A 20,530-nucleotide genomic window follows, 5' to 3' on the forward strand; every position below is an offset into this window, starting at 1 on the left:
AGACCTACTTTTCTACGACATTAAAATACCAAAATCAATAAAGGTGACATTAAAATGTCAGAATCGCGAGCTTCAGCTCATCTGAAACAGGACGTCGACGCGCTAGAAGGCGAGCTTTCGCGGGCGGAGCGAGCGCTCTATGCAACGCTACAGGCCAATCTGGAAAATCTGGCATTTGAGACCGGCGCAAGCCTTGCCCAGAAAAGTGGTGTGAGCCCGAACACGGTGAGTCGGTTCATGCGACGCCTTGGTTACAAGGGGCTGAACGGTCTGAAGGATGCATTGCGCGACGAACTGCGCTCCGGTTCACTGCTGAACGCCACCCTAATCGAGCGGATGGAACACCAACCTGCGGACTTAGTAAGGCATTTCAGCGCCGAGATCGAAGCGCTCAAGGTCTTCGCCGAACAACTTTCGGGCCAGCACTGGCAAGACATCGTGGAGCGCGTCAGCGCTGCTGAGCGCGTCTTCGTCTGCGGGTTCCAGACCGTGCGGGGGCTGGCCGAGGATTTTGCCAACCGCCTGGCGTTGGTCAGACCTGGCGTGGAATTCATCGACCTCTACAGCGGCGTCCTGGGGCAATGGATGGACAGCCAGAACAGTCGGTGCTGCGTTATCCTGATCGATATCACGCCCTACGCCGAGGCCGGCATCACCTTTGCCAACGAGTGTCTGGCCAACGACACCGATCTGGTGGTGTTCAGTGACGAGTACGGTATCGCTCGCTATATCGATACCCCCTACATCGTCAGCATGACGACCGAAACCAGTCTTATTCTGGAGTCCACTGGGGGACTAACGAGCGCCTTGAATGTACTGCTGCACTATGTGGCAAAAGCGCACAAGAGCAACTTGCGCGAACGCCTAGAAGCGTACCGCGCCCGGGTACAGCAGCTGCGGCTATATGCAAATTGAAGGAATAGGTACGACGTCGTAAAGCGACATGACGATGGAATCTAACCTAGTTCTGTGACCGGCCAAAGGTCGCTGATCGCCCCCTTTCTCAGGTCGTTCGACGCGAACATTGTTGGCATGCACCAGATCAAGCTGGGAAGGCCGCAGGCGAGCAGTATGGTGGAATATTTCAACGACCGTATCAACAAAGTGCTAGCGACTAGACGTTATACCTCAGGCGAGGATCTGGAGCAGACACTCAAGCTCTTCGCTTGACTGCACAATTACACGGGATCCGACACGTCCCAAGCTGTTAAAACGCTTGTCACGGTAGTTGGCAACCAGTTCTGGCGTAATGACTACTAGAGAGTATTTACCCCAATGCTCAATCAGCGTATTAGCCTTGAGGCGTTCGCTTTTCTGGATGTTGGGCTTCTTGGTGAGGGTAACGTCGGCCAGGTGCCGCTTGCCAACCCGACTTGCGGATGACGGCTTTCCAAGTTGCAGAAGGGGTCTTAACGATAGTGGCCACAAAAAATCTCCGGGGTCTGAAAGATCGGCACTATACCGAAACTGTACCCTTGGACTAGGGGACTCACCAGAGACAATTGCTAAGTTACTGATTTTAATGGTGGGCCCAGTAGGACTTGAACCTACGACCAAGGGATTATGAGTCCCCTGCTCTAACCAACTGAGCTATAGGCCCGTAAAGCGTGCATATAATAGCGAATGTGTTCGGGCGAGGCTACCCCTTACGGTGCTATCTTGTGGTGATAGCAGCAATTTTTTAGGGGCACTTATTGAAAAGCGTGGGGTCTGGTAGTGAGTTCCTAATGCGGAGACGTGCTGTGAAAGCTTTGATTGCTCTTATCCCGCTATTGTTGGCGGTGCCGGTTCATGCGGATTGGCAGCTAGATCCTGGTCAGTCGCGGGTGCAGGCGTCTATTACTCAATTAGATGGCAATGCCCCGCAAACCCATCACCATCAGGTGAATAATTTGCAGGGTGATATCTCTGCCGATGGCACTCTGCGCCTGCCATTGCGTTTGAGCCAAACGGATTTGCTGACTCGCTTTGGTGATTTGCCGCCTTGGGTGGGCTTGCTGGCCAATACCACGCTAGTCACACTGGTCGCGCAAATGCCGCCAGAGCGGTTAGATGGCTTGGATATTGGTGAATCCATGGTAGAAACGCTTACCTTTCGGGTACAAACCGACCTGATTAATCAGGAAGAGTCGGTGCCGCTGCGCTTTACCCGCGAAGGACTGAACGAGGTGCGCGTTACCCATGCTGAACCGATGGCGATGGATGGCCGCGCGCTGATGGCCAACAGCACGGTGCGAACCGTGCTGTCGTTGCTGGGCTATCAGGAGATTGACGAGCATGTACCGGTCACCTTGAATGCCCTGCTGGTGAACCGCTAACGCGCCGTAAGGCGCGTTCAGTGGCTGAGTGTTTCCACATCTCCTGCCTGGGCGGCGCCGGTTTGTACTCGCCACTGGGCAGCATAGTGGCCATCAGCCACCAACAAGCTTGAGTGGTTACCGCGCTCAGCAACGCGTCCTTTTTCAATCACCACAATTTCATCGGCATGCACAATGGTCGAAAGCCGGTGGGCAATCATAATCACCGTGCGGCCATGGGCGATGCGCTTTAGTGAACGCTGAATGGCAGCTTCAGTTTCGTTATCCACCGCGCTAGTGGCTTCATCCAGCACCAGAATCGGCGGATCTTTAAGCAGCGCCCTGGCCAGCGAAAGCCGCTGACGTTGGCCGCCAGAGAGTAATACTCCTCGCTCGCCAACCGGGGTTTCCAACCCTTGGGGCAGCGTTTTAATAAAGCTCCAGGCTTCGGCAGTTTTCGCGGCGTCAATAATCGCGGCCTCCGAAGCATCGGGTTTGCCGTAAGCAATGTTGTCACGAATGCTGCCTTCAAACAGGTACACATCCTGACTCACCAACCCTATCGCTTGGCGCAGCGAGTGCATACTGACTTCTGTGATCGGCTGACCGTCGACCAGTACGCGGCCGCTGACTGGGTCGTAAAAGCGCAGCAGCAATTTGATCAGGGTCGATTTACCGGAACCGGTAGCGCCTACTAGCGCTAGAGTGTTGCCTGCAGGCACGTGGAGATCTACGCCATTCACCCCTACTTGGCTAGAGGCGTAGTGGAAGCTCACTGCTTCGAACTGCACCTCGCCTTTCACGGGCGCAGAGAGAGGCGTCGCACTTTCATCTTTAACCGTAATCGGCACTTCCAGCAGGTCGAGAATTCGCTTGGTGCTGGCCATTGCGCGCTCGAACAGGTCAATCACTTGGGCAAGGCCAGTGAGCGGCCACAGCAAGCGCTGGGTAAGGAAAACCAGGACGCCATAAGCGCCTACATTGAGGCTGCCGTTCAGCGCCATCATGCCACCGACGGTAAAGGTGGCGAGAAAGCCCGCCAGAATCGCCATACGGATGACGGGTATAAACGCGGAGCTGACCTTTATCGCCCGGCGATTGGCTTCTAAATAGGCTTCGCTGGCATCACGGAGGCGCTCAGCTTCCCGTGCTTCACTGGTAAAGCTTTTGATGGTGGCAATGCCGCTTAGGTTGTTGGAAAGGCGGCTGGCAAGATCACCCACCTTTTCACGCACATCGCTATACAGCGGCCCAGCTTTGCGTTGGAAGAAGAAGGCGCCCCAGATAATCAGCGGAATCGGCGTGAACGCCAGTAGCGCAATCAGCGGTGACAGTACAAAGAACACAGCGCCTACCGCGATTACCGTCACACCAACTTGAATCAGCGCGTTGGCTCCGCCATCCAGGAAGCGCTCCAGCTGGTTCACGTCGTCGTTCATGGTGGCGACGAGCTGGCCGGAGCTTTTAGATTCGAAAAACGCCATATCCAAGCGCTGGGCGTGCTCGTAGGTGTCCTGGCGCATATCCGCCTGTAGCCGCTGGGCAAGGTTGCGCCAGAGAATTTGGAACAGGTACTCGAACAGCGACTCCCCCGCCCAGATAAAGAACGTCAGCACCGCTAAAATGGTGATTTGTTGATGAGGCGTTTCAAAACCCAGCCGCGCAACAAAGCTGTTTTCCTGATTCACCACCACATCAATCGCCACACCAATCAGAATTTCCGGAGCGATATCAAATAGTTTATTAATAATGGAACAGGCGGTGGCCGCGGCAATCCGCCGCCGATAACCTTTGGCGTAGCGCAGCAGTCGCACGAGCGCTTGAAAGCTTTGGTTTGAAGACGTCGCTTGAGCGCGAGGTGGTGAAGAAGCCACATCGGTTCCTTTTAGAAGTTATTGAGAGAATGTAGAGAGAACGAGAACTATGGGCTGAAGTTACTGAGTGGCGCTTATGCCGGCTGAGCCACGCGACGCACGTTAGCCAGCAAGGGGCTGCCGGTATCCGGATCAAGCAGCAGCGTACAGTCTACCTGGTAAAGCTCGCGTACTAACTCGGGCGTCACCACCTCAGCGGGCGCTCCCTGAGCAATAATCTGGCCGTCGCGCATCGCAATCAGGTTGTCTGAATAACGACAAGCACTGGCGAGGTCATGCAATACCATCACCACCGTGCGGCCATGGCAAGCCAAGTGGCGCACTAACTCAAACACTTCAATTTGATGGCCTAAGTCTAGCGCAGAGGTGGGTTCATCTAAAAGCAGAAGCGGCGTTTGCTGAGCAATGGTCATGGCGATCCAAGCACGCTGGCGCTGGCCACCGGAAAGCGCTTCTAGAGGCCGGTCGGCGAGGTCTTCCAAACCAGCAGCATCGAGCGCGTACTGCACCACGCGCTGGTCTTCCGCCGACCATTGACGTAGCCAGCCTTGGTGGGGCTGGCGGCCAAAGCGAATCAATTCAGTGACGGTTAAGCCTTCTGGAGCCACCGCCTCTTGGGGCAGCAACGCTAGCTGAGTAGCTAACTGACGCGCGGGCAGGCGTTGAATATCCTGGCTATCCAGCAGTACCGCACCGCTATCTGGTTTGTGCAAACGAGCAAGGCCGGAAAGTAGCGTTGACTTACCGCAGCCGTTAGGGCCAACAATGGCGGTGACCTGCCCGCTTGGCAGGCTAATGCCCAGGTTTTCAATCACTCGGCGTTGGCCATAGCTCATGCACAACGCATCGGTGGTCAGCGTTGGTGAAACAGGCGTTGCTGATACTTGTCCTGGTGAAACTTGCTCTGGTGAAACAAGTTCTGGTGAAAGAGATGAGTTGTTCATGGGCGGCTCCGTTGTGGGCGCATTAATATCCATAGCAGCCAGGGCCCGCCAACCACCGCGGTGACAATGCCAACGGGAATTTCAATCGGCGCCAAGAGGGTGCGCCCGGCAAGGTCGGCCAACAGCATCACTAAAGCACCGGCTAAGGTGGCGGCCAGAATCGGCACATGTCGAGCGCTGGAGAGTGAGCGGGCAATCTCTGGGCCAATCAGTGCAACCATGCCCACAGGTCCCGCCACAGCAACCGCAAAGGCGGTAAGCACAACGGAAAGCATCAGGATCTGTAGCCTGCGGGCTTTCACACGAAGCCCTAGGCCGCTGGCGGTGGCATCTTTAAAGCGCAGCAGCGTCAGTGAACGCGCCAACGCCAAGGCGGCCATAACCCCCACTGCCAAACCAATTCCCAACAGTTGTACTGCGCCGCCGGGGCGGGCATTGAGTGATCCTACTGTCCATGGGTAAGCGGCATTGGCGGTGTCAATCGCTACCCGCGCCAGCATTAATTGGGTGACAGCACCAAACACCGCTCCCACGCCAATGCCCGCGACAATAAACCGATAACCCTGAGTACCACTGCCTGCCGCGAGGCCAAAGGTCAGCACAGCGGCGGTCGTTGCCCCGGCCAGAGCCATCGCTGGCGGTGCAATAGAAACGCTCATGCCTACAATAGAGGCCACCGCAAACGCCGTTGCGCCATTATCAATGCCGATAATGCCGGGCGTGGCTAGGCGATTGCGTGCCAGGGTTTGCATCAAAATACCTGAAAGTGCGAACGCCGCTCCGGTAAAGCAAGCAGCGGCCAAACGAGGCAAACGCAGCTCCTGAACCATAAAGGCCGTCATCATGTCGCCCTTACCTAATACGGCAGGAATAACCGCACTGGGCGCCAGCGGTACGCTACCTAAGCTTAGATAGAGCAGGCAAGATGCCAGCAACGCAATCAACAAACCAATATTGACCGCTAGCGCGCGCTTTTCGAGCAGGAAACTATAGCCCCAACGGGGTAGCGCGATATGCCAGTAGCCTTCCGGCGCTGGCACGCTATCGGCATGCTCTGCGGCATGGATTGGAACATTGTTTAAAACATGGCTGGGAGTGACAACATCCGTTAAAGGCGGATGATTCGCCATTATTTTCATATCAACACATCACCAAGATGACACCAAGACGCCCGGGCGGCAGGGTGTTAAAAAAAGCGTTACAGCATGGGTAACCGTTTAGCACGCACCACGGCAATCAATACCGGCGCGCCACATAGCGCGGTAAGCACCCCCAATGGCAGCTCGGAAGGTGCGACGGCAACACGCGAGATAATATCCGCCGAGAGCACAATCAATGGGCCTATCGGCAGGCAAAACCACAGCGTGCGGCGAATATCGGGTCCTGCAAACGCACGCGCTACAAATGGCACCACCAGCCCTACAAAGGCGATCGGCCCGGCAATCGCAGTCGCCGCGCCAACCAGCAGTGCCACACAACCTACGGCTACCCAACGAATCAGCGTGGGGTGATGCCCCAGGCCACTCGCCGCTCGCTCGCCTAACGCCAGCGCCGCCAGTGGCCGCGCCATGATAACCACCGCGATGGCAGCAACTAGTAAGCTCGGCAGCACCGCCACAAGATCATCCAGCCGCCTTCCTGCCAAGCTGCCTATCACCCAAAAGCGAATTTCATCAGCGGCGCGCTGGTCGTACAGCAGCATTAATGAGGTGAGCGAGCCTAACAACCCAGAGAATGCTGCCCCCGCCAACACTAAACGCACGGGATCATTTCCCACTCCGCGAAAACGCGCCACGCTGAGGACACACACACAGCCGACCAACGCCCCTAACTGGGCAACCGAAATGCGTAGCGTGGCAGCGCTAGCTCCTAGCACCAGTGCCAGTGCTACCGCAAAGGCCGCTCCTGCGCTTACCCCCAGCAGACCCGGCTCGGCGAGCGGGTTGCGGGAAATGGCTTGTAGCAGCGCCCCGGCAACGCCCAATGCAATCCCTACCACAATGCCAATTAAGGTACGCGGAGCGCGGAGTTCCCAGACGATAAACTGCGCTTCGCTGTCGCTGGCGCCCTGCAGCAATCCCAGCACTCGCCGTGGCCCAACCTCACCTGCCCCAATCAGCAAACTAACGACGCTCACCGCCACAAGGGCGGTGAGCAAAATAAGCATCCATGTACGGGGAGCATAGCGCCAACGACTGGCGCTGCCCATTGCGCTAGATAGTGATGTCACGGCATCTTTCACGGCAACAATGCGTTCTCAATATCGTCCAGAATGGCTTGGGCGGCCAGCGGGCCGTTGGCACTGCTCCACAGTTGGCCATTCACCGGCACGACCTGATCTTGTTTAACTACGTCCAAACGTGTGAAGGCGGAGCTTTGCTTGGCGGCATCTAACGCCGCTTGGCCATCGGCGTTAAGCGTAGCCAGGAACAGCCAATCGCCGTCCACTTGGGAAAGGTTTTCAAGACTGAGTATATCGCTATGGGGGTGACCTTCAGCAACCAGACCCGCATCCCGAACCTCTACCCCCACTTTCGCCAATAGGCCAGTGGCGATCAGCTCTTTGGACATCACCATCGGGCCATTGGGCATCCAGCGAGCCAGCACAGCAGTGCCACCTGCGTTCGCATCATCAATCGCAGCGGCCAATTCGCTAATACGCTGATCGACGGTCGCAATCGCATCGTCAATTTCCGCTTCACGGTTAAGCGCCTGTCCATAAAGCCGCGCTTCTGCTTCCCAGCTATCAGGCGCTAACGGCTGAGCGTGCGGCACTACAGTAGGCGCGATGCGCGATAGCAACTGGTACTGCTCTTCCGGTAGCTGGGCGGCGGCCAGAATTAAATCGGGCTGTTGGGCCAGAACCGCTTCAATATTGATTTCACGTGTAACGCCGACAATCTCAGGGCGCTCGCCATTAAAATGGGCTTCCACGTACTCAGCAACATTATCACTACCGCGGGTAGTGACCGCGCCAACGGGGGTCACGCCGGCAGCTAAGGCGGCATCTAAAGCACCTTCATACAGGGTGACAATACGCTCTGGCGCATCGCTAACTTCAACGTCTCCGTAAGCGGTATCCAGCGTGCGCGCCTGAGCAACGCTTGCCAACGATCCACCTACCAATAACCCGCCTACCACAATACCTACAAGTCCGTTGCGCAGCGATGAGTAACCCATAAGTAACGCTCCTGAGTGTCTGTGGCAATGATAATAACGATTCTCAAAAGCACTTGCATCATTATTCCAACGAATCGAACGTTCCAGTTACTGCAACACCCGCTTAATTAGCCGCCTAACAAGCCAATAGAGGTCTATTTTTTCCATAACGCTGTTCGGCATTAAGCAACACGATGTTCGATGAAACAAACTCGCATATGGGAACTTTTCTTCTTAGAATCACCACCTCGATTGATAACAGTTTTCATTAGCAAATAAGTTTCATCTCAGGGGATCACCATGCCACGCTTCACTCGCACCGCGTTAGCCAGCGCCGTCGCTCTTAGCGTCACCGCCACTGCGGCCTTAGCTCAAGAATCAGAACAACTAGACAATATCGTTGTATCTGCAAGTGGTTTTGAGCAGGCACTGGTGGATGCCCCTGCCAGTATTTCCGTCGTGTCTCGTGAAGAACTGGAGCGCAAGCGCATTACCAGCGTGGCTGATGCGTTACGTGATGTAGAAGGTGTTGATGTTGGTGGGGCTGTCGGCAAAACCGGTGGCCGCAATATCAGCATTCGTGGGATGCCTAGCGACTATACATTGATTCTTATTGACGGCCGTCGGCAGAACGCGGCTGGCAGCGTCACGCCTAACGGGTTTGGCGAAACGTCTACTAGCTTCTTCCCGCCTGTCTCCAGTATTGAACGTATAGAAGTCATTCGTGGCCCAATGTCGACGCTATATGGCTCTGACGCCATGGGCGGGGTAATCAACATCATCACTCGTCGAGTAGACCGCGAGTGGGTTGGTTCCGTAGGCGTTGAAAACACATTTAATGAAGATCGTGATTTCGGTGATCGCCGCGAAATCAACCTGTACACCAGCGGCCCGCTTATTAAAGACACGCTAGGCATTCAGGTGCGTGGTCGCTTATACGAGCGGGATGCATCTGAACTTACTTACACTGACGGCAACGGCAACGCCATTGACGTTAGCCAGCGCGGCCCCAGCCCCGTTGAAGGCGATACCTATAACCTGGGCGGCAAGTTAACCTGGACACCCAATGCCGATCACGACCTTTGGGTGGATGGTGAAGTTAATCGACAGCGTTATAACAATGACGAATGCCAGCTCGGTACTTTAGATGGCCGCACCCGTAGCTGCGCGCCAGATCCTGGCGCCGCCAATGGCTACGCCGACGAGTTGCGTTTTGAGCGTCAGCAGGTTGCTATTGGTCACACTGGGCGCTTTGCATCAGGCACGCTCGAATCCAGTTTGATGCGCAACACCACAGAAACTAAAGGCCGTACGATTCCTGGTGAAAATGGCGTTGCCTATGACGGCTTCCCTGGCATCGTGGGCGGCGCGCCTCGCGAGCTAGAAACCACCAATACAGTGTTAGACAGCAAATATGTCATGCCGCTAGGCGACCACATGACCACAGTGGGCTTGCAGTGGTGGGATGCTAAGCTCGATGATGGGTTAGCAAATGAGACCTTTGAGCAAACCACATGGTCGCTCTTTGCAGAAGATGAGTGGATGCTACGTGACGATTTGGCGCTAACGCTTGGCGGCCGCTACGATCATCATGATGCCTTTGGCAGCCAGTTCAGTCCACGTAGCTATTTGGTGTGGAACACGACGCCAAACTGGACACTGAAAGGCGGCGTCAGCCGAGGCTACAAAACGCCCTCGCTGAATGACCTGCATGCGGGAATCAACGGCGTCACCGGTCAGGGCACCATACTCACTATCGGCAACCCGAACCTTAAGCCGGAAACCAGCACCAGTAGTGAAATTAGTGCACATTACGATAGCCTGGCAGGTTTCACCGCTAGCGCCACGCTGTTCTATAACGAGTTTGACGACAAAATAGCCAGCGGCAACGACATTGTTATTGAGAACAACCCGCTTGTACCCGATGGTGTCTATAGCCAAGACGTCAATATCGATGAAGCTGTTACCCAGGGTATCGAGCTTTCTACCAGCTATCAGTTCACGCCAGATTGGCGCTTATCGGCCAACTACACTTACACCGATAGCGAACAGAAGAGCGGTAACAACCGTGGCGAACCGCTGACCGATACCCCGGAGCATGCATTCAATGCCACGCTGCGCTGGCAAGCTACGCCTCAGTTGGACACGTGGCTTTCCGCCGAGTACCGCAGCGAACGTTACCGTAACCGTGAAAGCGTTAGGGGCGCGCCCTCTTTCGATGACCTAGGTGACTTCAAAGCCTATTCACTGTTCCACTTAGGCGGCAGCTACGCATTTACCGAGCAATTTAACGTGAGTGCCACCATCTACAACTTGTTCGATAAAGACTTCGTCGATTACCGCGCTTATGGTGACGGCACTAGCTTTGGCAATGTGTATGCCAATAGCGAAGAGGGACGTCGACTGTGGCTCTCTGCACGCTACGAGTTCTAAACGCTACTAGCTAAAAGGTTCTATTTACTGTTTCAATGCTGACTTACTGCCCTGGCCATGCGCCAGGGCTTTTTTACGCCCGCTTAACAGCGAATTCGATGTTTATTAGGGAACTGTCTGTCATGACCGCGCACCCGCTCGTCCGCTATCTTGCCTTGGTTCTACTGTTGCTCTGCGGCCTAATGCTCTCTAGCGCTTCCTTCGCGCAATCAGCCCCCAGGGTTGAGCTGGCGCCCGTAAACCGCGAGCCAATTTATACCGAAACAAACCTGGTCGGCACCGTAAACTCCCTGGAAGATGCCCTCCTCTCAGCATCAGTAGCAGGGCTTATTACTCAGGTAGCGGTTAATCCTGGCGACCACGTCGCCAAGGGAGACACGCTAATCGCGCTGGATGACGATCTGGCTCGTTTTGACGTAGCAGCGGCGGTTGCTGCAGAACAGGAGGCCCAGGCCACACTAGCGGAAGCAGAACGACTACTGCGAGAAGCGGAATCGGTGGGCGTGGGGCGTAACATCGCAGCGACTGAAGCGAGCGCTCGTCGTAGTGCCGTTAACGTGGCCCGCGCCGCACGCTCGCGTTTAACGGCGGAGCAAGCACGTTTAAACGCCCTACTGGCTCGCCATGCAATTAACGCCCCTTTTGATGGTGTCGTCAGCGCTCGCAGCGTCAATCTCGGTGAGTGGGTCACGCCAGGAGATAGCGTTGCGCGCCTCGTTAACCTTGATGAGCTGCGCGCTGATTTTCAGGTGCCCGAAGCCTTTTATGCCGCCGTTCAAGACGAAGCGTTGATCAGCCTGCGCGTGGGCCAACAAACCTACGAGACCACTATCGCCACCATGGTGCCGATCAGTGACCCCAGTGCTCGCACATTTCTATTACGCGCCCATGTTCCCGATACAGCTTCACTATACCCAGGTAATGCAGTGGATGCCGTGCTGCGGGCGTCGACCGGCAGCGATGGGCTGACGGTTCCCCGCGATGCGTTAAGCCGCTACCCAGACGGGCGAGTCACCGTGTGGGTCGCCACACCTAACGAAAACAACACGTATCAGGTTACTGAGCAACGCGTGCAGTTGGGTATTAACTTTGCCGACCGTGTGGAAATTGTCGAGGGCCTCTCTGGTGATGAGCTGGTGGTCATTCGGGGTAATGAATCGCTGGTCGAAGGTGTCAGCGTTGAGGCTGTCGCGGCGGGGAGCGAGTAATGTTTGCAGCCCTACTGCGCCAGCAAACGCTGGTCACTGTTATCGCGCTAATCTTCCTGCTGCTGGGCATTGCCGCCACGCTGCGCATCCCCGTTCAGATGATTCCCGACATTGAAGCCCGCACAATAACGGTCGAAACGCGCTGGGCGGGAGCGACACCCCAGGATATCGAAAAAGAGATCCTCATTGAGCAGGAGCAGTACTTGCGCAATGTGCCGAATCTTACCCGCATGACGGCGATGGCCGAAAGCGGCAGCGCTGAAATTGAGCTTGAATTCCCGTTTAGCGTGGATATGACGGCAGCGCTGATTCAAGTCAATAACGCGCTCAGCCAAGTATCGTCATATCCCACCAATGTGGACCAGCCACGGATTGTTTCTGCCGCCTTTTCGACAGACGCGTTTTTACGCTTTCACGTGGGTACGCTACCCGGCAACCCTAAGGCGCTAGATATCCAACTGATGAGCGACTTTATCGACGACCGTGTGCGGCCTCGCATGGAAAGCGTTAAAGGCGTTTCGGAAGTCGGCGTCAATGGCGGCGCTCAGCGGCAGCTACAAATTTTGGTCGATCCTGGTGCGCTGGCTCAGCGCGGGGTTTCACTTGCCGAGTTACGCGATGCCATCACCCAGCGTAACCGGGATATCTCCGGTGGCGAATTAGAAGCCGGTAAACGCCGCTATTTGATACGCACGCTGGGCCGCTTTGATGATGCTGAAGCCTTGGCGGAGCTGGTTGTCGCTCGCCAGGGCGATAGCATCGTGCGGCTTGCCGACGTTGCCGAGGTCCGCCAGGGGCAGTCGCGCTTAAGCCAACTATCGTTTTATAACGGCCAACCGGGCATTGGTATGGACCTTCGGCGGGAAAGCGGTGCCAACGTCATCGATATCAAATACGCCATTGAAGAAGAAATAGCAGCCATTAACGACAGCATTCTGCGCCCGGCGGGTATGGAAATGGTGCTGACTGCCGATGATGTGCGCTATGTGGAAGCCTCGGTCAGTAACGTATGGAGCAACCTGCTACTCGGGGCGGCCTTCGCAACGTTGGTGATGTACCTGTTTTTGCGCTCCGCTCGCGCCACCTTTATTGGCGTTATTGGCATCCCCTTCTGCACCATTGCGGCTTTTTTAGGGCTGATGCTCACGGGGCGCACGATTAACGTAATTTCCATGGCAGGCATTGCCTTTGCCATTGGCATGAGCGTCGATAACAGCATTGTGGTGTTGGAAAATATTGAGCGATACCGTCGTTTAGGACTCGACCGCATTGAATCGGCGCTACGCGGCGTGCAGGAAGTATGGCCCGCGACGCTGGCATCGACGACCACCACCATCTTGGTTTTCCTGCCTATTCTGTTTATCGAAGAGGAAGCTGGGCAACTGTACTCTGACGTGGCCATTGCCGTTTCCGCCGCTATTTTTGCCTCAATGCTGGTGGCAGTTACCCTAGTGCCGTCACTCTGTTCGCGCTTTAATTTTTCGATGCGCAACGAGCATGAGGATAGCCCCGCGGCCTCACGCCCTTCGTGGGCTGGGGAGCGACTTGAGCGCTTGATCGCCACCCCTTTTCGGCGCGGAGCGATCCTGGTAACCACGCTAGCGATCAGCAGCTGGACTATCGTTGTACTCACTCCGCCCGCCGAGTACTTGCCCGAAGGCGAGGAACCTAAAACCTTTGCAGTGATGAGCCCACCGCCTGGCTATAGCCTGCAGGAGATGGCGGGAATCGCCGCGCAAGTAGAGGATTACTTTTTACCCCATGTAGACGCTGATCCAGCGGCTTTTTTAGCAGGCGACACCGAGGTGCCGCCGCTGGCTTATATGAACATGCGAGTCGCCCCTACGCGGCTGTTTATCGTCGCGGAAGCAGCTGACCCTGGTGATATCGAAGCGTTAATGGACGCACTTACCAGCTACTACGAGCGCTTTCCAGGAATGCGCGCGTTTGCCTCAAAAGGCTCGATCATTTCCAGTAACGATGGCGGCACGCGGAGTATCAACCTGGATATCGCTGGGCCGGATTTGGCGACCGTTTATGAAGCCGCCAATAACCTCTACCGAGAAGCCCGCAATGAGTTTGGCAATCCGCGCATTCAGAGCCAGCCCTCTTCGCTGTCGTTGGATCAGCCGCTGATTCAAATTCGCCCAGATTGGGCGCAGGCGTCAGCGCTTGGCTTAGCGGCAGGAGATGTCGGCTTTTCAGTCGCCGCCCTCACCGAAGGTGCCTATGTGGATGACTTCTTTCTCGATGACGAGAAGATCGATATTTATCTTTATGGCCCCCAGCTGTCGCTACCTCTGGACCAGCTACCCAACCTTCTGCTGCATACCCCCAGCGGCGCGACGCTGCCGCTCTCTGCCGTCGCCAGCATTGATGAAACCATGGATACCAGCGTTATTCGCCGGGTCGACAGTAGCCGTACAGTGACTCTGAACGTCATCCCACCACCCAGCATTGCCCTGGAAGCAGGAGTTGAACAGGCAGAGAGAATGCTAGAGCGGCTTCGCCATGAAGGGCTACTACCATCGGCGGTGGATATTTCGATTTCGGGAGCGAGTGATCAGTTAAATGCCACGCGGGAAGCATTAATGAGCAACTTCTTGATCGCCATTGTGATTGTCTACTTGCTACTGGTAGCGATTTTCTCTCACTGGGGCTACCCGCTGCTGATCCTTACCTCAATTCCGTTGGGCGTGGTGGGTGGCATTATGGGTCTGGCAGCCATGAATGCATTGGGCAGCCTACTGCCACTTATTGGCATCGCTCCACTAAGTCAGCCCTTCGATATGATTACGATGCTGGGCTTTTTGATACTCATGGGGACGGTGGTTAATAACCCCATCCTGGTAGTCGACCAGGCTCGGCGGCGATTACACGATAAGCAGCTATCCGTTCAGGAAGCAGTGTCTCAGGCGGTACAAACCCGTCTGCGCCCCATTGCGATTACCACGCTGACAACCCTGTGCGGGCTTTCGCCGCTGGTATTTTTACCCGGTGAAGGCACCGAACTTTACCGTGGTGTCGGGGCGATTGTCTTATTTGGCTTGCTGGGAGCTTCCATCGTGACGGTGACGTTCCTGCCAGCATTGATGATAAGCGTACTGCAGCTTAGCAAACGCAATACGCAGCCTGCCCAAGCCCAACATCCGTGAATAAATATCCGTAAATAACTACGTGGTTCACTCAAAAACGCGGCCACCTAATAAGGTGGCCGCAACGTTTAATAGCAAACAGGTACTAACAGGCACTAGAACGCGACATTCAGTCCCAACCAAACACGGCGACCATCGTCCACGTAGCCGTACTCTTCGTAAGTAATGCGCTCATCAAATAGGTTGTAGATACCCGCGTTCACCGTAGTGCTATCGTTGAGCTTGTAACCCATTCCTGCATCAACAAAGGTGTAGGAAGGTGCCACCACCGAGCGGCTGGAGGGGCCGGTAGTGGGCTGGCTCTCCTCTCCACGGTAGCTCACTTTTGTCCATTGGCTGAGTCGCGAGTTGACCTGCCAATCAAGCGTGGCCGAGACTTGATGGCGCGGTAGCTGCGTCAAAGGCTCGCCAGCATATTGGCCGCTTTTCTGTTCGGAGTCAGTGAAGGTATAGCTAGCCGTTAACGACACTGCATCTGTCAACGGCGCTGCCAGGCTGGCTTCCACCCCTTGCGTAATCGCCTCATCCACGTTGACGCGATAAGTAGGATCACTGCCAAAATCATTAGGGCCATCGGTACAGATATCAACAGGGCAAGCAATACGCGTAATTTTATCGTCAAAGTCGTTGTGGAACAGCGTCAAACTGCCGCTCAGGCCTGCATCATTGGCGTAGAGCAGTGCAATCTCTTTGTTAAGCGACGTTTCAGGTTTAAGGTCCGGGTTACCGTAAATATTGCCACCGCGGCTGACCTGCCCCCAATCGGGAGTGATTTCACGCAGACTTGGCGAGCGATAACCAGTTGAAACGCCCCCTTTAAGCGTCCAGTCAGGTGTTGCATTCCAAACGCTGTAAAGGCGCGGGCTGACGTGGCTGCCGAAGTTATCGTCGTCATCGACGCGTAAGCCACCGGTCAACGCCCAGGTGTCAGTCAGCATCCACTCATCTTCTACAAACAGCGCCCGCTGGCTATTTTCGATTTCGGTCCGGTCAGATATTCGGTTGGTGGTGGTATCGCTCAGCGACTCCTCTTCGTAGCTCGCGCCAACAGTCACTAAGTGCATGCCTAGTGGGATCACCGCGCTGGTTTTAGCGGTGGTGTTGGTAATTTCGATATCGCGTGATTTGTTGTCGCTACGCTCACGCTGTACAAAGGTCTCGCTGGTACCCCAGTCAAAGCGGCCACTGTGGGTAACAGCAACGTGAGTGTTGGTGTATTCGCCGATACTGTCGGTGCAACCACCTCGGCAACCCTCAGCAGCGCCAGAACGCCCCACCCGCGAGTGGCGATCCTGTTCGGTAACGCCGGCTTCGGCGGTGAAGTCATGATTATCGTTCGCCGCGAAGTTCAGCCGTGCGGTTAGACTTTGCAGGCTTTTCTCTTCGTAGCCGTTCAAAATATCATCTTCATCCCGCTCTGAGGCACGCCCATAAAGTTGCAGACCTAACCGGTTACCCACTAACGGCCCGCTTAGGTAAAAATTCGCTTGGCGGCTGTCTCCAGAATTGCTGTTCTCTTTTAGCACCGTGTCGAGCTGCACATTGCCGTGCCATTCATCAGCCACCTTGCGGGTAATTACGTTGATTACCCCACCGATAGCGTCTGAACCGTAAAGTGTCGACATTGGCCCACGCACCACCTCAATGCGCTCAATCGCTTGGAGTGGCGGGAGCCAGTCCTGTTCGAACCCAGCGCTACCATTCGGGCGTGATTCCCGAGAGTTTTGCGGACGTCCATCCACCAAAATCAAGGTGTACTGGGAGGGCATGCCACGAATTGAAATATCATTGCCACGGTCACCTGCGCCGCCACCGGTAACGATCACACCCGGCACGTCGCGCAGCGCGTCGGTGACATTTTGATAGTGTCCACGCTCAAGCTCTTCCCGAGAAATAACGCTAATAGAAGCAGGCGCACTGGAAATTTGCTGTTCAAACCCCGATGCGGTAACCACAACATCATCTAGCCGAGGTGTTTCTTGTGCCAACACGGCACTACTGGCCAATGAAGAGATGGCACCGGCCAATAGCGTGCGACGCAAACGAGAAGACATAGCAGGGTTCCTTTAATGTGAAAGAGCACTTGCAATCAAATACGAATCATTAACATTCGTATTTTTGCATAATTCTTACACAAAGAGGTCGCACAGTACGTTCAGTCATCCGGAACACAAATGCCAATTATTTTCATTAACATCATTAAATGTCACAATAGCGCTTCAATTGTTGCCTAATGGCCCGAACATGTACGATTTTGATGAACTCGCCGCCTTTGCCGATGTGATGACTACCGGTAGCCTAACGCGCAGCGCACAAAAGCTAGGACTTGCTAAATCGACACTGAGCCGCCGTATTAGCCAGTTAGAAGCAAGATTGGGTCAGCCGCTGCTCAGGCGGCAAGCCAACCGGCTGATTCCTACGGAAGCGGGTCTGCTATTTCATAACTACTGCACAGAACTGCTAGCGATGGCGGCACATAGCCAAGAAGCGCTAGCAGAACTGCGTGAGGAAATCAGCGGAAAAGTAACACTGGAAGTACACGGGGCATTAGCACGAGGCTGGATGGCAGGCGTAGTTGATGCGTTTTTAACCCGCTATCCCAAGGTGGAATTAACCCTCCACACTCGAGAATCTCCGCCCACTAAAATGCACAGTAACAGTGTGCACATCTGGCTAGGGGCAACCCACGAATGCGGTCTCAACCAGGAGCGCTTAGGGCACTTGACTCGCGGCCTTTATGCCAACCCCAGCTATCTTACCAACGCTGGTTATCCTCAGCACCCAAGCGAGCTAGAATCACACGCATGGATTGATTTACTCGATAGCGCCTCTAGCGGCCTGCTGTTCCACCATGCTCATCACGACGACTTTCTGTTTAATGCGCCCCGCTCGCGGCTGCGCGTCGATCTAACGGTGCTTCAAATTGATGCCATTGCTTATGGTCAAGGCATCGGGCTGCTGCCCCACTGGGTGGTTGAAAAACGCGAGCAGCATCATCCTGGTGATTTAGTCAGTTGCTTGCCCGGCTGGGAACCTGCCCCACTGCCAATCACCATGTTGTACGCTTACGGCCACCATTCCCGTCGAGTTAACGCACTGCTCGAGTTCTTACGCGAGCAAGTTCCTGCTGCCTGGCAAACCAATTACTCCGCCACTAGTGCTGAATAACCAATTCACCTTGCCAGTTAGCGGCCTAATTAACGACAATGAGTCGCTAATCATCGTCAAGGAATGGTAATGCTCGCCGAACTTTTTGCCGTGATGGCTCCGGTGCTCGCCGGTGCTGGGCTGGGATATTTATGGGTACGCTTAGGGCATCCCTACCCCGTCGATTTCATTACTCGTTTGGTGTTTAACATCGGTACCCCCGCACTGGTGCTTGCCTCACTATCTGGGGCTAATATTGATGCCAATAGCTTCGGGCAGATGATGTTTGCCACGGCCATCGTGATACTCACCATGGGCGCGGCTAGCTTTGTGGTCGCCAAACTGTTGCGCCGCAGTTGGCGCGTATTACTTGCCCCGATGATGTATCCCAACACCGGCAATATGGGACTACCCGTTGTTCTGTATGCCTTTGGCAGCGCAGGGTTTGCCTACGGTATTACGGTGATGGTGACGGTCTCGCTCTTTCAGTTCACCTTAGGGGCCGTTCTCAATAGCAACGGAAGCCCGACTAAAACGCTGCTGAAAACGCCCACCGTCTATGCCATTTTAATCTCAATGGCGCTGCTGTTAACCGACACATCACTGCCCCCTTGGCTAGCCAATACGGTCGACTTAATGTCTGGTTTCACCGTACCGCTTATGTTGATCACGCTCGGTGTTTCCCTAGCCAGCATCCAGGTAAAAAGCCTGCGTTCCGGCATCGGTTTTAGCCTAGTACGTATTCCCCTTGCCGCTGGGGCAGCGTGGCTAATTGCGGGTTGGGTTGGCCTTCCCCCACTGGCGCAAAGCATTCTGGTGCTACAAATGTGCATGCCTGTGGCAGTGTTTAACTACTTGTTCGCCCAGCGTGCCCAGCGCGAACCGGCGTATGTTGCCAGCCTCGTTTTTTGCTCTACGCTGCTTGCCCTGGTGTATTTACCGATACTGCTGGCATTTCTGATGTAGCGTTTTTGCTATAGCCCGTCTGATTTAGCCCGCCGGATATATAGCAGCACAGGGAACCCCGCTCGCTTTAAGTAGTCACTGCTAGGCATGGAACATGATCATCGAAGGCCCCGACGACAGGAGTGACCATGATGCGCCAACCTCAGTCACAAGCACGCCAAGCAGTGTTAACGACGCCTTCTCATCGTTGGTTTCTAACAGCTATTGGCGGGTTAATGTTGGCGGGCACTGTTAGCAATGCCCAAGCAGAAATGGTTTACGACGCGATCGAAACCGATCAAATGACCTTGTCACTTGAACGTGTGGCGAGTGGGTTGAACAGCCCCTGGGCAGTGGCTTTTTTGCCTGACGGGCGTTTTTTAGTCAGCGAACGCCGTGGTCAACTCACCCTGGTAGATCAAGAAGGTAACCAGCAAACGCTCGAAGGCATGCCCACGGTCAGCCACCAGGGGCAAGGTGGGCTTCTCGATATCACCTTGCACCCTTCCTTTGGTGACGGTGAACATGACTGGATTTATTTCACCTGGAGCAAACCAGATGGCAATAACAGTCGCTCAGCACTGTCACGGGTTAAGTGGCAAGGAGATTCACTCGGTGAGGTCGAGCACCTTTTTGAACAGGACCGCGCCTCGTCACCCGGCCGTCATTACGGCTCGCGTTTGGCGTGGCTAGCAGACGGCACACTACTAATGAGTATTGGTGACCGCGGCGTTAACCCATCCCGTGCCCAGGCAAGCGACGACCACGCGGGGTCAACGCTGCGCCTAACGGATACAGGCGGTGTTCCTGACGATAACCCTTTCGTGGGCGCTGATAGCACCTTGGATGAAATTTACTCCACGGGCAATCGCAACATTCAAGGGTTGACGGTACTTAGCAATGGTGAGCCCTGGGCGACCGAACATGGTCCGCGCACAGGCGATGAGCTTAATCACATCAAAGCAGGCAGTAATTATGGCTGGCCAGAGGTTAGCCTGGGAAATGATTATCGGACTAATGAGCCGATTGGAGTCGAATCGAAGCCCGGCATGGTCGACTCGGTTTACCGCTTCGAAGGTCGTTTTGCGCCTTCAGGCCTTACCGAAGTCACCAGCAGCGCGTTTGGAGACTGGCAGGGGCAGCTATTAGCCGGTGGTTTAGCCAGCGAAACATTGCTGCGTCTGCAATTGGAAAACGGCAACGTGGTGGATGAAGAGGTTATTCTTGACGGCCACATTGGCCGCATTCGCGATGTGCGCCAAGGCCCTAACGACGCCATTTATTTGCTAACCGATGGCGATCAGGGCAGCCTTTATCGTTTGCAGGTGGTTAATTAACCCACACTAACGTTATCTGAACCGCTACTCT

The 20,530-nt window shown here is 55.1% G+C and carries 16 protein-coding genes, 1 tRNA gene and 1 pseudogene; 9 read left to right on the forward strand and 9 right to left on the reverse strand.

Annotated elements, in window-relative coordinates; all coding sequences use genetic code 11:
• Positions 1–54 precede the first annotated feature (54 nt).
• Positions 55–915 carry a MurR/RpiR family transcriptional regulator gene (locus tag K7H08_RS07405; protein ID WP_051626352.1) on the forward strand — a complete coding sequence of 287 codons (861 nt, stop codon included), beginning with the start codon at positions 55–57 and terminating at the stop codon, positions 913–915.
• A 126-nt stretch (positions 916–1,041) separates the two neighbouring features.
• Positions 1,042–1,167, forward strand: a pseudogene (locus tag K7H08_RS07410) (IS481 family transposase); the annotation flags it as partial.
• Here the strand turns inward: K7H08_RS07410 and K7H08_RS07415 are convergent.
• Positions 1,129–1,428, reverse strand: coding sequence for an adenylate cyclase (locus K7H08_RS07415; RefSeq protein WP_231657689.1), 300 nt, complete (start codon positions 1,426–1,428; stop codon positions 1,129–1,131). The pseudogene K7H08_RS07410 and the gene K7H08_RS07415 overlap by 39 nt on opposite strands.
• Positions 1,429–1,523: 95 nt before the next feature.
• Positions 1,524–1,600, reverse strand: a tRNA-Ile gene (locus K7H08_RS07420).
• A gap of 127 nt (positions 1,601–1,727) precedes the next feature.
• On the opposite strand from K7H08_RS07420, the gene K7H08_RS07425 reads away from it, so the two are divergent.
• Positions 1,728–2,318, forward strand: coding sequence for a hypothetical protein (locus K7H08_RS07425; protein ID WP_038477500.1), 591 nt, complete (start codon positions 1,728–1,730; stop codon positions 2,316–2,318).
• 17 nt (positions 2,319–2,335) lie between these two features.
• On the opposite strand, the gene K7H08_RS07430 is transcribed toward K7H08_RS07425, so the two are convergent.
• The 6 genes from K7H08_RS07430 to K7H08_RS07450 all read right to left on the reverse strand — a co-directional run bounded on the left by K7H08_RS07430 (position 2,336) and on the right by K7H08_RS07450 (position 8,295).
• Positions 2,336–4,171 carry an ABC transporter ATP-binding protein gene (locus K7H08_RS07430; protein ID WP_231657597.1) on the reverse strand — a complete coding sequence of 612 codons (1,836 nt, stop codon included), beginning with the start codon at positions 4,169–4,171 and terminating at the stop codon, positions 2,336–2,338.
• 74 nt (positions 4,172–4,245) lie between these two features.
• Positions 4,246–5,007 carry an ABC transporter ATP-binding protein gene (locus K7H08_RS07435; protein ID WP_231657684.1) on the reverse strand — a complete coding sequence of 254 codons (762 nt, stop codon included), beginning with the start codon at positions 5,005–5,007 and terminating at the stop codon, positions 4,246–4,248.
• Positions 4,979–5,104 carry a pentapeptide repeat-containing protein gene (locus tag K7H08_RS18500; RefSeq protein WP_442908339.1) on the reverse strand — a complete coding sequence of 42 codons (126 nt, stop codon included), beginning with the start codon at positions 5,102–5,104 and terminating at the stop codon, positions 4,979–4,981. The genes K7H08_RS07435 and K7H08_RS18500 overlap by 29 nt, the downstream gene beginning before the upstream one ends.
• Positions 5,105–5,111: 7 nt before the next feature.
• Positions 5,112–6,254 carry a FecCD family ABC transporter permease gene (locus K7H08_RS07440; protein ID WP_231657598.1) on the reverse strand — a complete coding sequence of 381 codons (1,143 nt, stop codon included), beginning with the start codon at positions 6,252–6,254 and terminating at the stop codon, positions 5,112–5,114.
• A 59-nt stretch (positions 6,255–6,313) separates the two neighbouring features.
• Entirely contained in the window at positions 6,314–7,282 is a 969-nt protein-coding gene (locus K7H08_RS07445) for a FecCD family ABC transporter permease (RefSeq protein ID WP_231657685.1), read from the reverse strand.
• Between the two features lie 71 nt (positions 7,283–7,353).
• The gene (locus K7H08_RS07450; RefSeq protein ID WP_231657599.1) at positions 7,354–8,295 is read right to left on the reverse strand and encodes an ABC transporter substrate-binding protein; all 942 of its coding nucleotides are present in this window, start codon (positions 8,293–8,295) and stop codon (positions 7,354–7,356) included.
• A 279-nt stretch (positions 8,296–8,574) separates the two neighbouring features.
• On the opposite strand from K7H08_RS07450, the gene K7H08_RS07455 reads away from it, so the two are divergent.
• From K7H08_RS07455 to K7H08_RS07465, 3 genes are all read left to right on the forward strand, one after another.
• Positions 8,575–10,707: a TonB-dependent receptor domain-containing protein gene (locus tag K7H08_RS07455; RefSeq protein ID WP_231657600.1), complete on the forward strand. Its 2,133-nt coding sequence runs from the start codon at positions 8,575–8,577 to the stop codon at positions 10,705–10,707.
• Between the two features lie 122 nt (positions 10,708–10,829).
• Positions 10,830–11,915: an efflux RND transporter periplasmic adaptor subunit gene (locus tag K7H08_RS07460; protein ID WP_231657601.1), complete on the forward strand. Its 1,086-nt coding sequence runs from the start codon at positions 10,830–10,832 to the stop codon at positions 11,913–11,915.
• Positions 11,915–15,070 (forward strand): efflux RND transporter permease subunit, encoded by a 3,156-nt coding sequence (locus K7H08_RS07465; protein WP_231657602.1) that lies wholly within the window; start codon positions 11,915–11,917, stop codon positions 15,068–15,070. The genes K7H08_RS07460 and K7H08_RS07465 overlap by 1 nt, the downstream gene beginning before the upstream one ends.
• Positions 15,071–15,165: 95 nt before the next feature.
• Here K7H08_RS07465 and K7H08_RS07470 read toward each other — a convergent pair whose 3' ends face one another.
• Positions 15,166–17,124 (reverse strand): ligand-gated channel protein, encoded by a 1,959-nt coding sequence (locus tag K7H08_RS07470; RefSeq protein ID WP_231657603.1) that lies wholly within the window; start codon positions 17,122–17,124, stop codon positions 15,166–15,168.
• Between the two features lie 190 nt (positions 17,125–17,314).
• Here K7H08_RS07470 and K7H08_RS07475 point away from each other — a divergent pair, with 190 nt between their 5' ends.
• From K7H08_RS07475 to K7H08_RS07485, 3 genes are all read left to right on the forward strand, one after another.
• Positions 17,315–18,238: a LysR family transcriptional regulator gene (locus tag K7H08_RS07475; RefSeq protein ID WP_231657604.1), complete on the forward strand. Its 924-nt coding sequence runs from the start codon at positions 17,315–17,317 to the stop codon at positions 18,236–18,238.
• A 69-nt stretch (positions 18,239–18,307) separates the two neighbouring features.
• A complete protein-coding gene (locus K7H08_RS07480; RefSeq protein WP_038477532.1) occupies positions 18,308–19,183 on the forward strand; it encodes an AEC family transporter in 876 nt (291 codons plus the stop codon).
• A 128-nt stretch (positions 19,184–19,311) separates the two neighbouring features.
• Positions 19,312–20,499: a PQQ-dependent sugar dehydrogenase gene (locus K7H08_RS07485; protein WP_415965164.1), complete on the forward strand. Its 1,188-nt coding sequence runs from the start codon at positions 19,312–19,314 to the stop codon at positions 20,497–20,499.
• Positions 20,500–20,530 lie beyond the last annotated feature (31 nt).

The sequence above is a fragment of the Halomonas sp. IOP_6 genome (assembly GCF_021151565.1).
In the GTDB taxonomy this organism is placed as follows: domain Bacteria; phylum Pseudomonadota; class Gammaproteobacteria; order Pseudomonadales; family Halomonadaceae; genus Vreelandella; species Vreelandella alkaliphila.

Excerpts from the sequence above, each read along its gene's own strand:
- K7H08_RS07405 (WP_051626352.1), top strand. The coding sequence starts at position 55 with ATGTCAGAATCGCGAGCTTCAGCTCATCTGAAACAGGACGTCGACGCG.
- K7H08_RS07425 (WP_038477500.1), top strand. The coding sequence starts at position 1,728 with ATGCGGAGACGTGCTGTGAAAGCTTTGATTGCTCTTATCCCGCTATTG.
- K7H08_RS07435 (WP_231657684.1), bottom strand. The coding sequence starts at position 5,007 with ATGAGCTATGGCCAACGCCGAGTGATTGAAAACCTGGGCATTAGCCTG.
- K7H08_RS07440 (WP_231657598.1), bottom strand. The coding sequence starts at position 6,254 with ATGAAAATAATGGCGAATCATCCGCCTTTAACGGATGTTGTCACTCCC.
- K7H08_RS07445 (WP_231657685.1), bottom strand. The coding sequence starts at position 7,282 with ATGCTTATTTTGCTCACCGCCCTTGTGGCGGTGAGCGTCGTTAGTTTG.
- K7H08_RS07450 (WP_231657599.1), bottom strand. The coding sequence starts at position 8,295 with ATGGGTTACTCATCGCTGCGCAACGGACTTGTAGGTATTGTGGTAGGC.
- K7H08_RS07455 (WP_231657600.1), top strand. The coding sequence starts at position 8,575 with ATGCCACGCTTCACTCGCACCGCGTTAGCCAGCGCCGTCGCTCTTAGC.
- K7H08_RS07460 (WP_231657601.1), top strand. The coding sequence starts at position 10,830 with ATGACCGCGCACCCGCTCGTCCGCTATCTTGCCTTGGTTCTACTGTTG.
- K7H08_RS07465 (WP_231657602.1), top strand. The coding sequence starts at position 11,915 with ATGTTTGCAGCCCTACTGCGCCAGCAAACGCTGGTCACTGTTATCGCG.
- K7H08_RS07470 (WP_231657603.1), bottom strand. The coding sequence starts at position 17,124 with ATGTCTTCTCGTTTGCGTCGCACGCTATTGGCCGGTGCCATCTCTTCA.
- K7H08_RS07475 (WP_231657604.1), top strand. The coding sequence starts at position 17,315 with ATGTACGATTTTGATGAACTCGCCGCCTTTGCCGATGTGATGACTACC.
- K7H08_RS07480 (WP_038477532.1), top strand. The coding sequence starts at position 18,308 with ATGCTCGCCGAACTTTTTGCCGTGATGGCTCCGGTGCTCGCCGGTGCT.
- K7H08_RS07485 (WP_415965164.1), top strand. The coding sequence starts at position 19,312 with ATGATGCGCCAACCTCAGTCACAAGCACGCCAAGCAGTGTTAACGACG.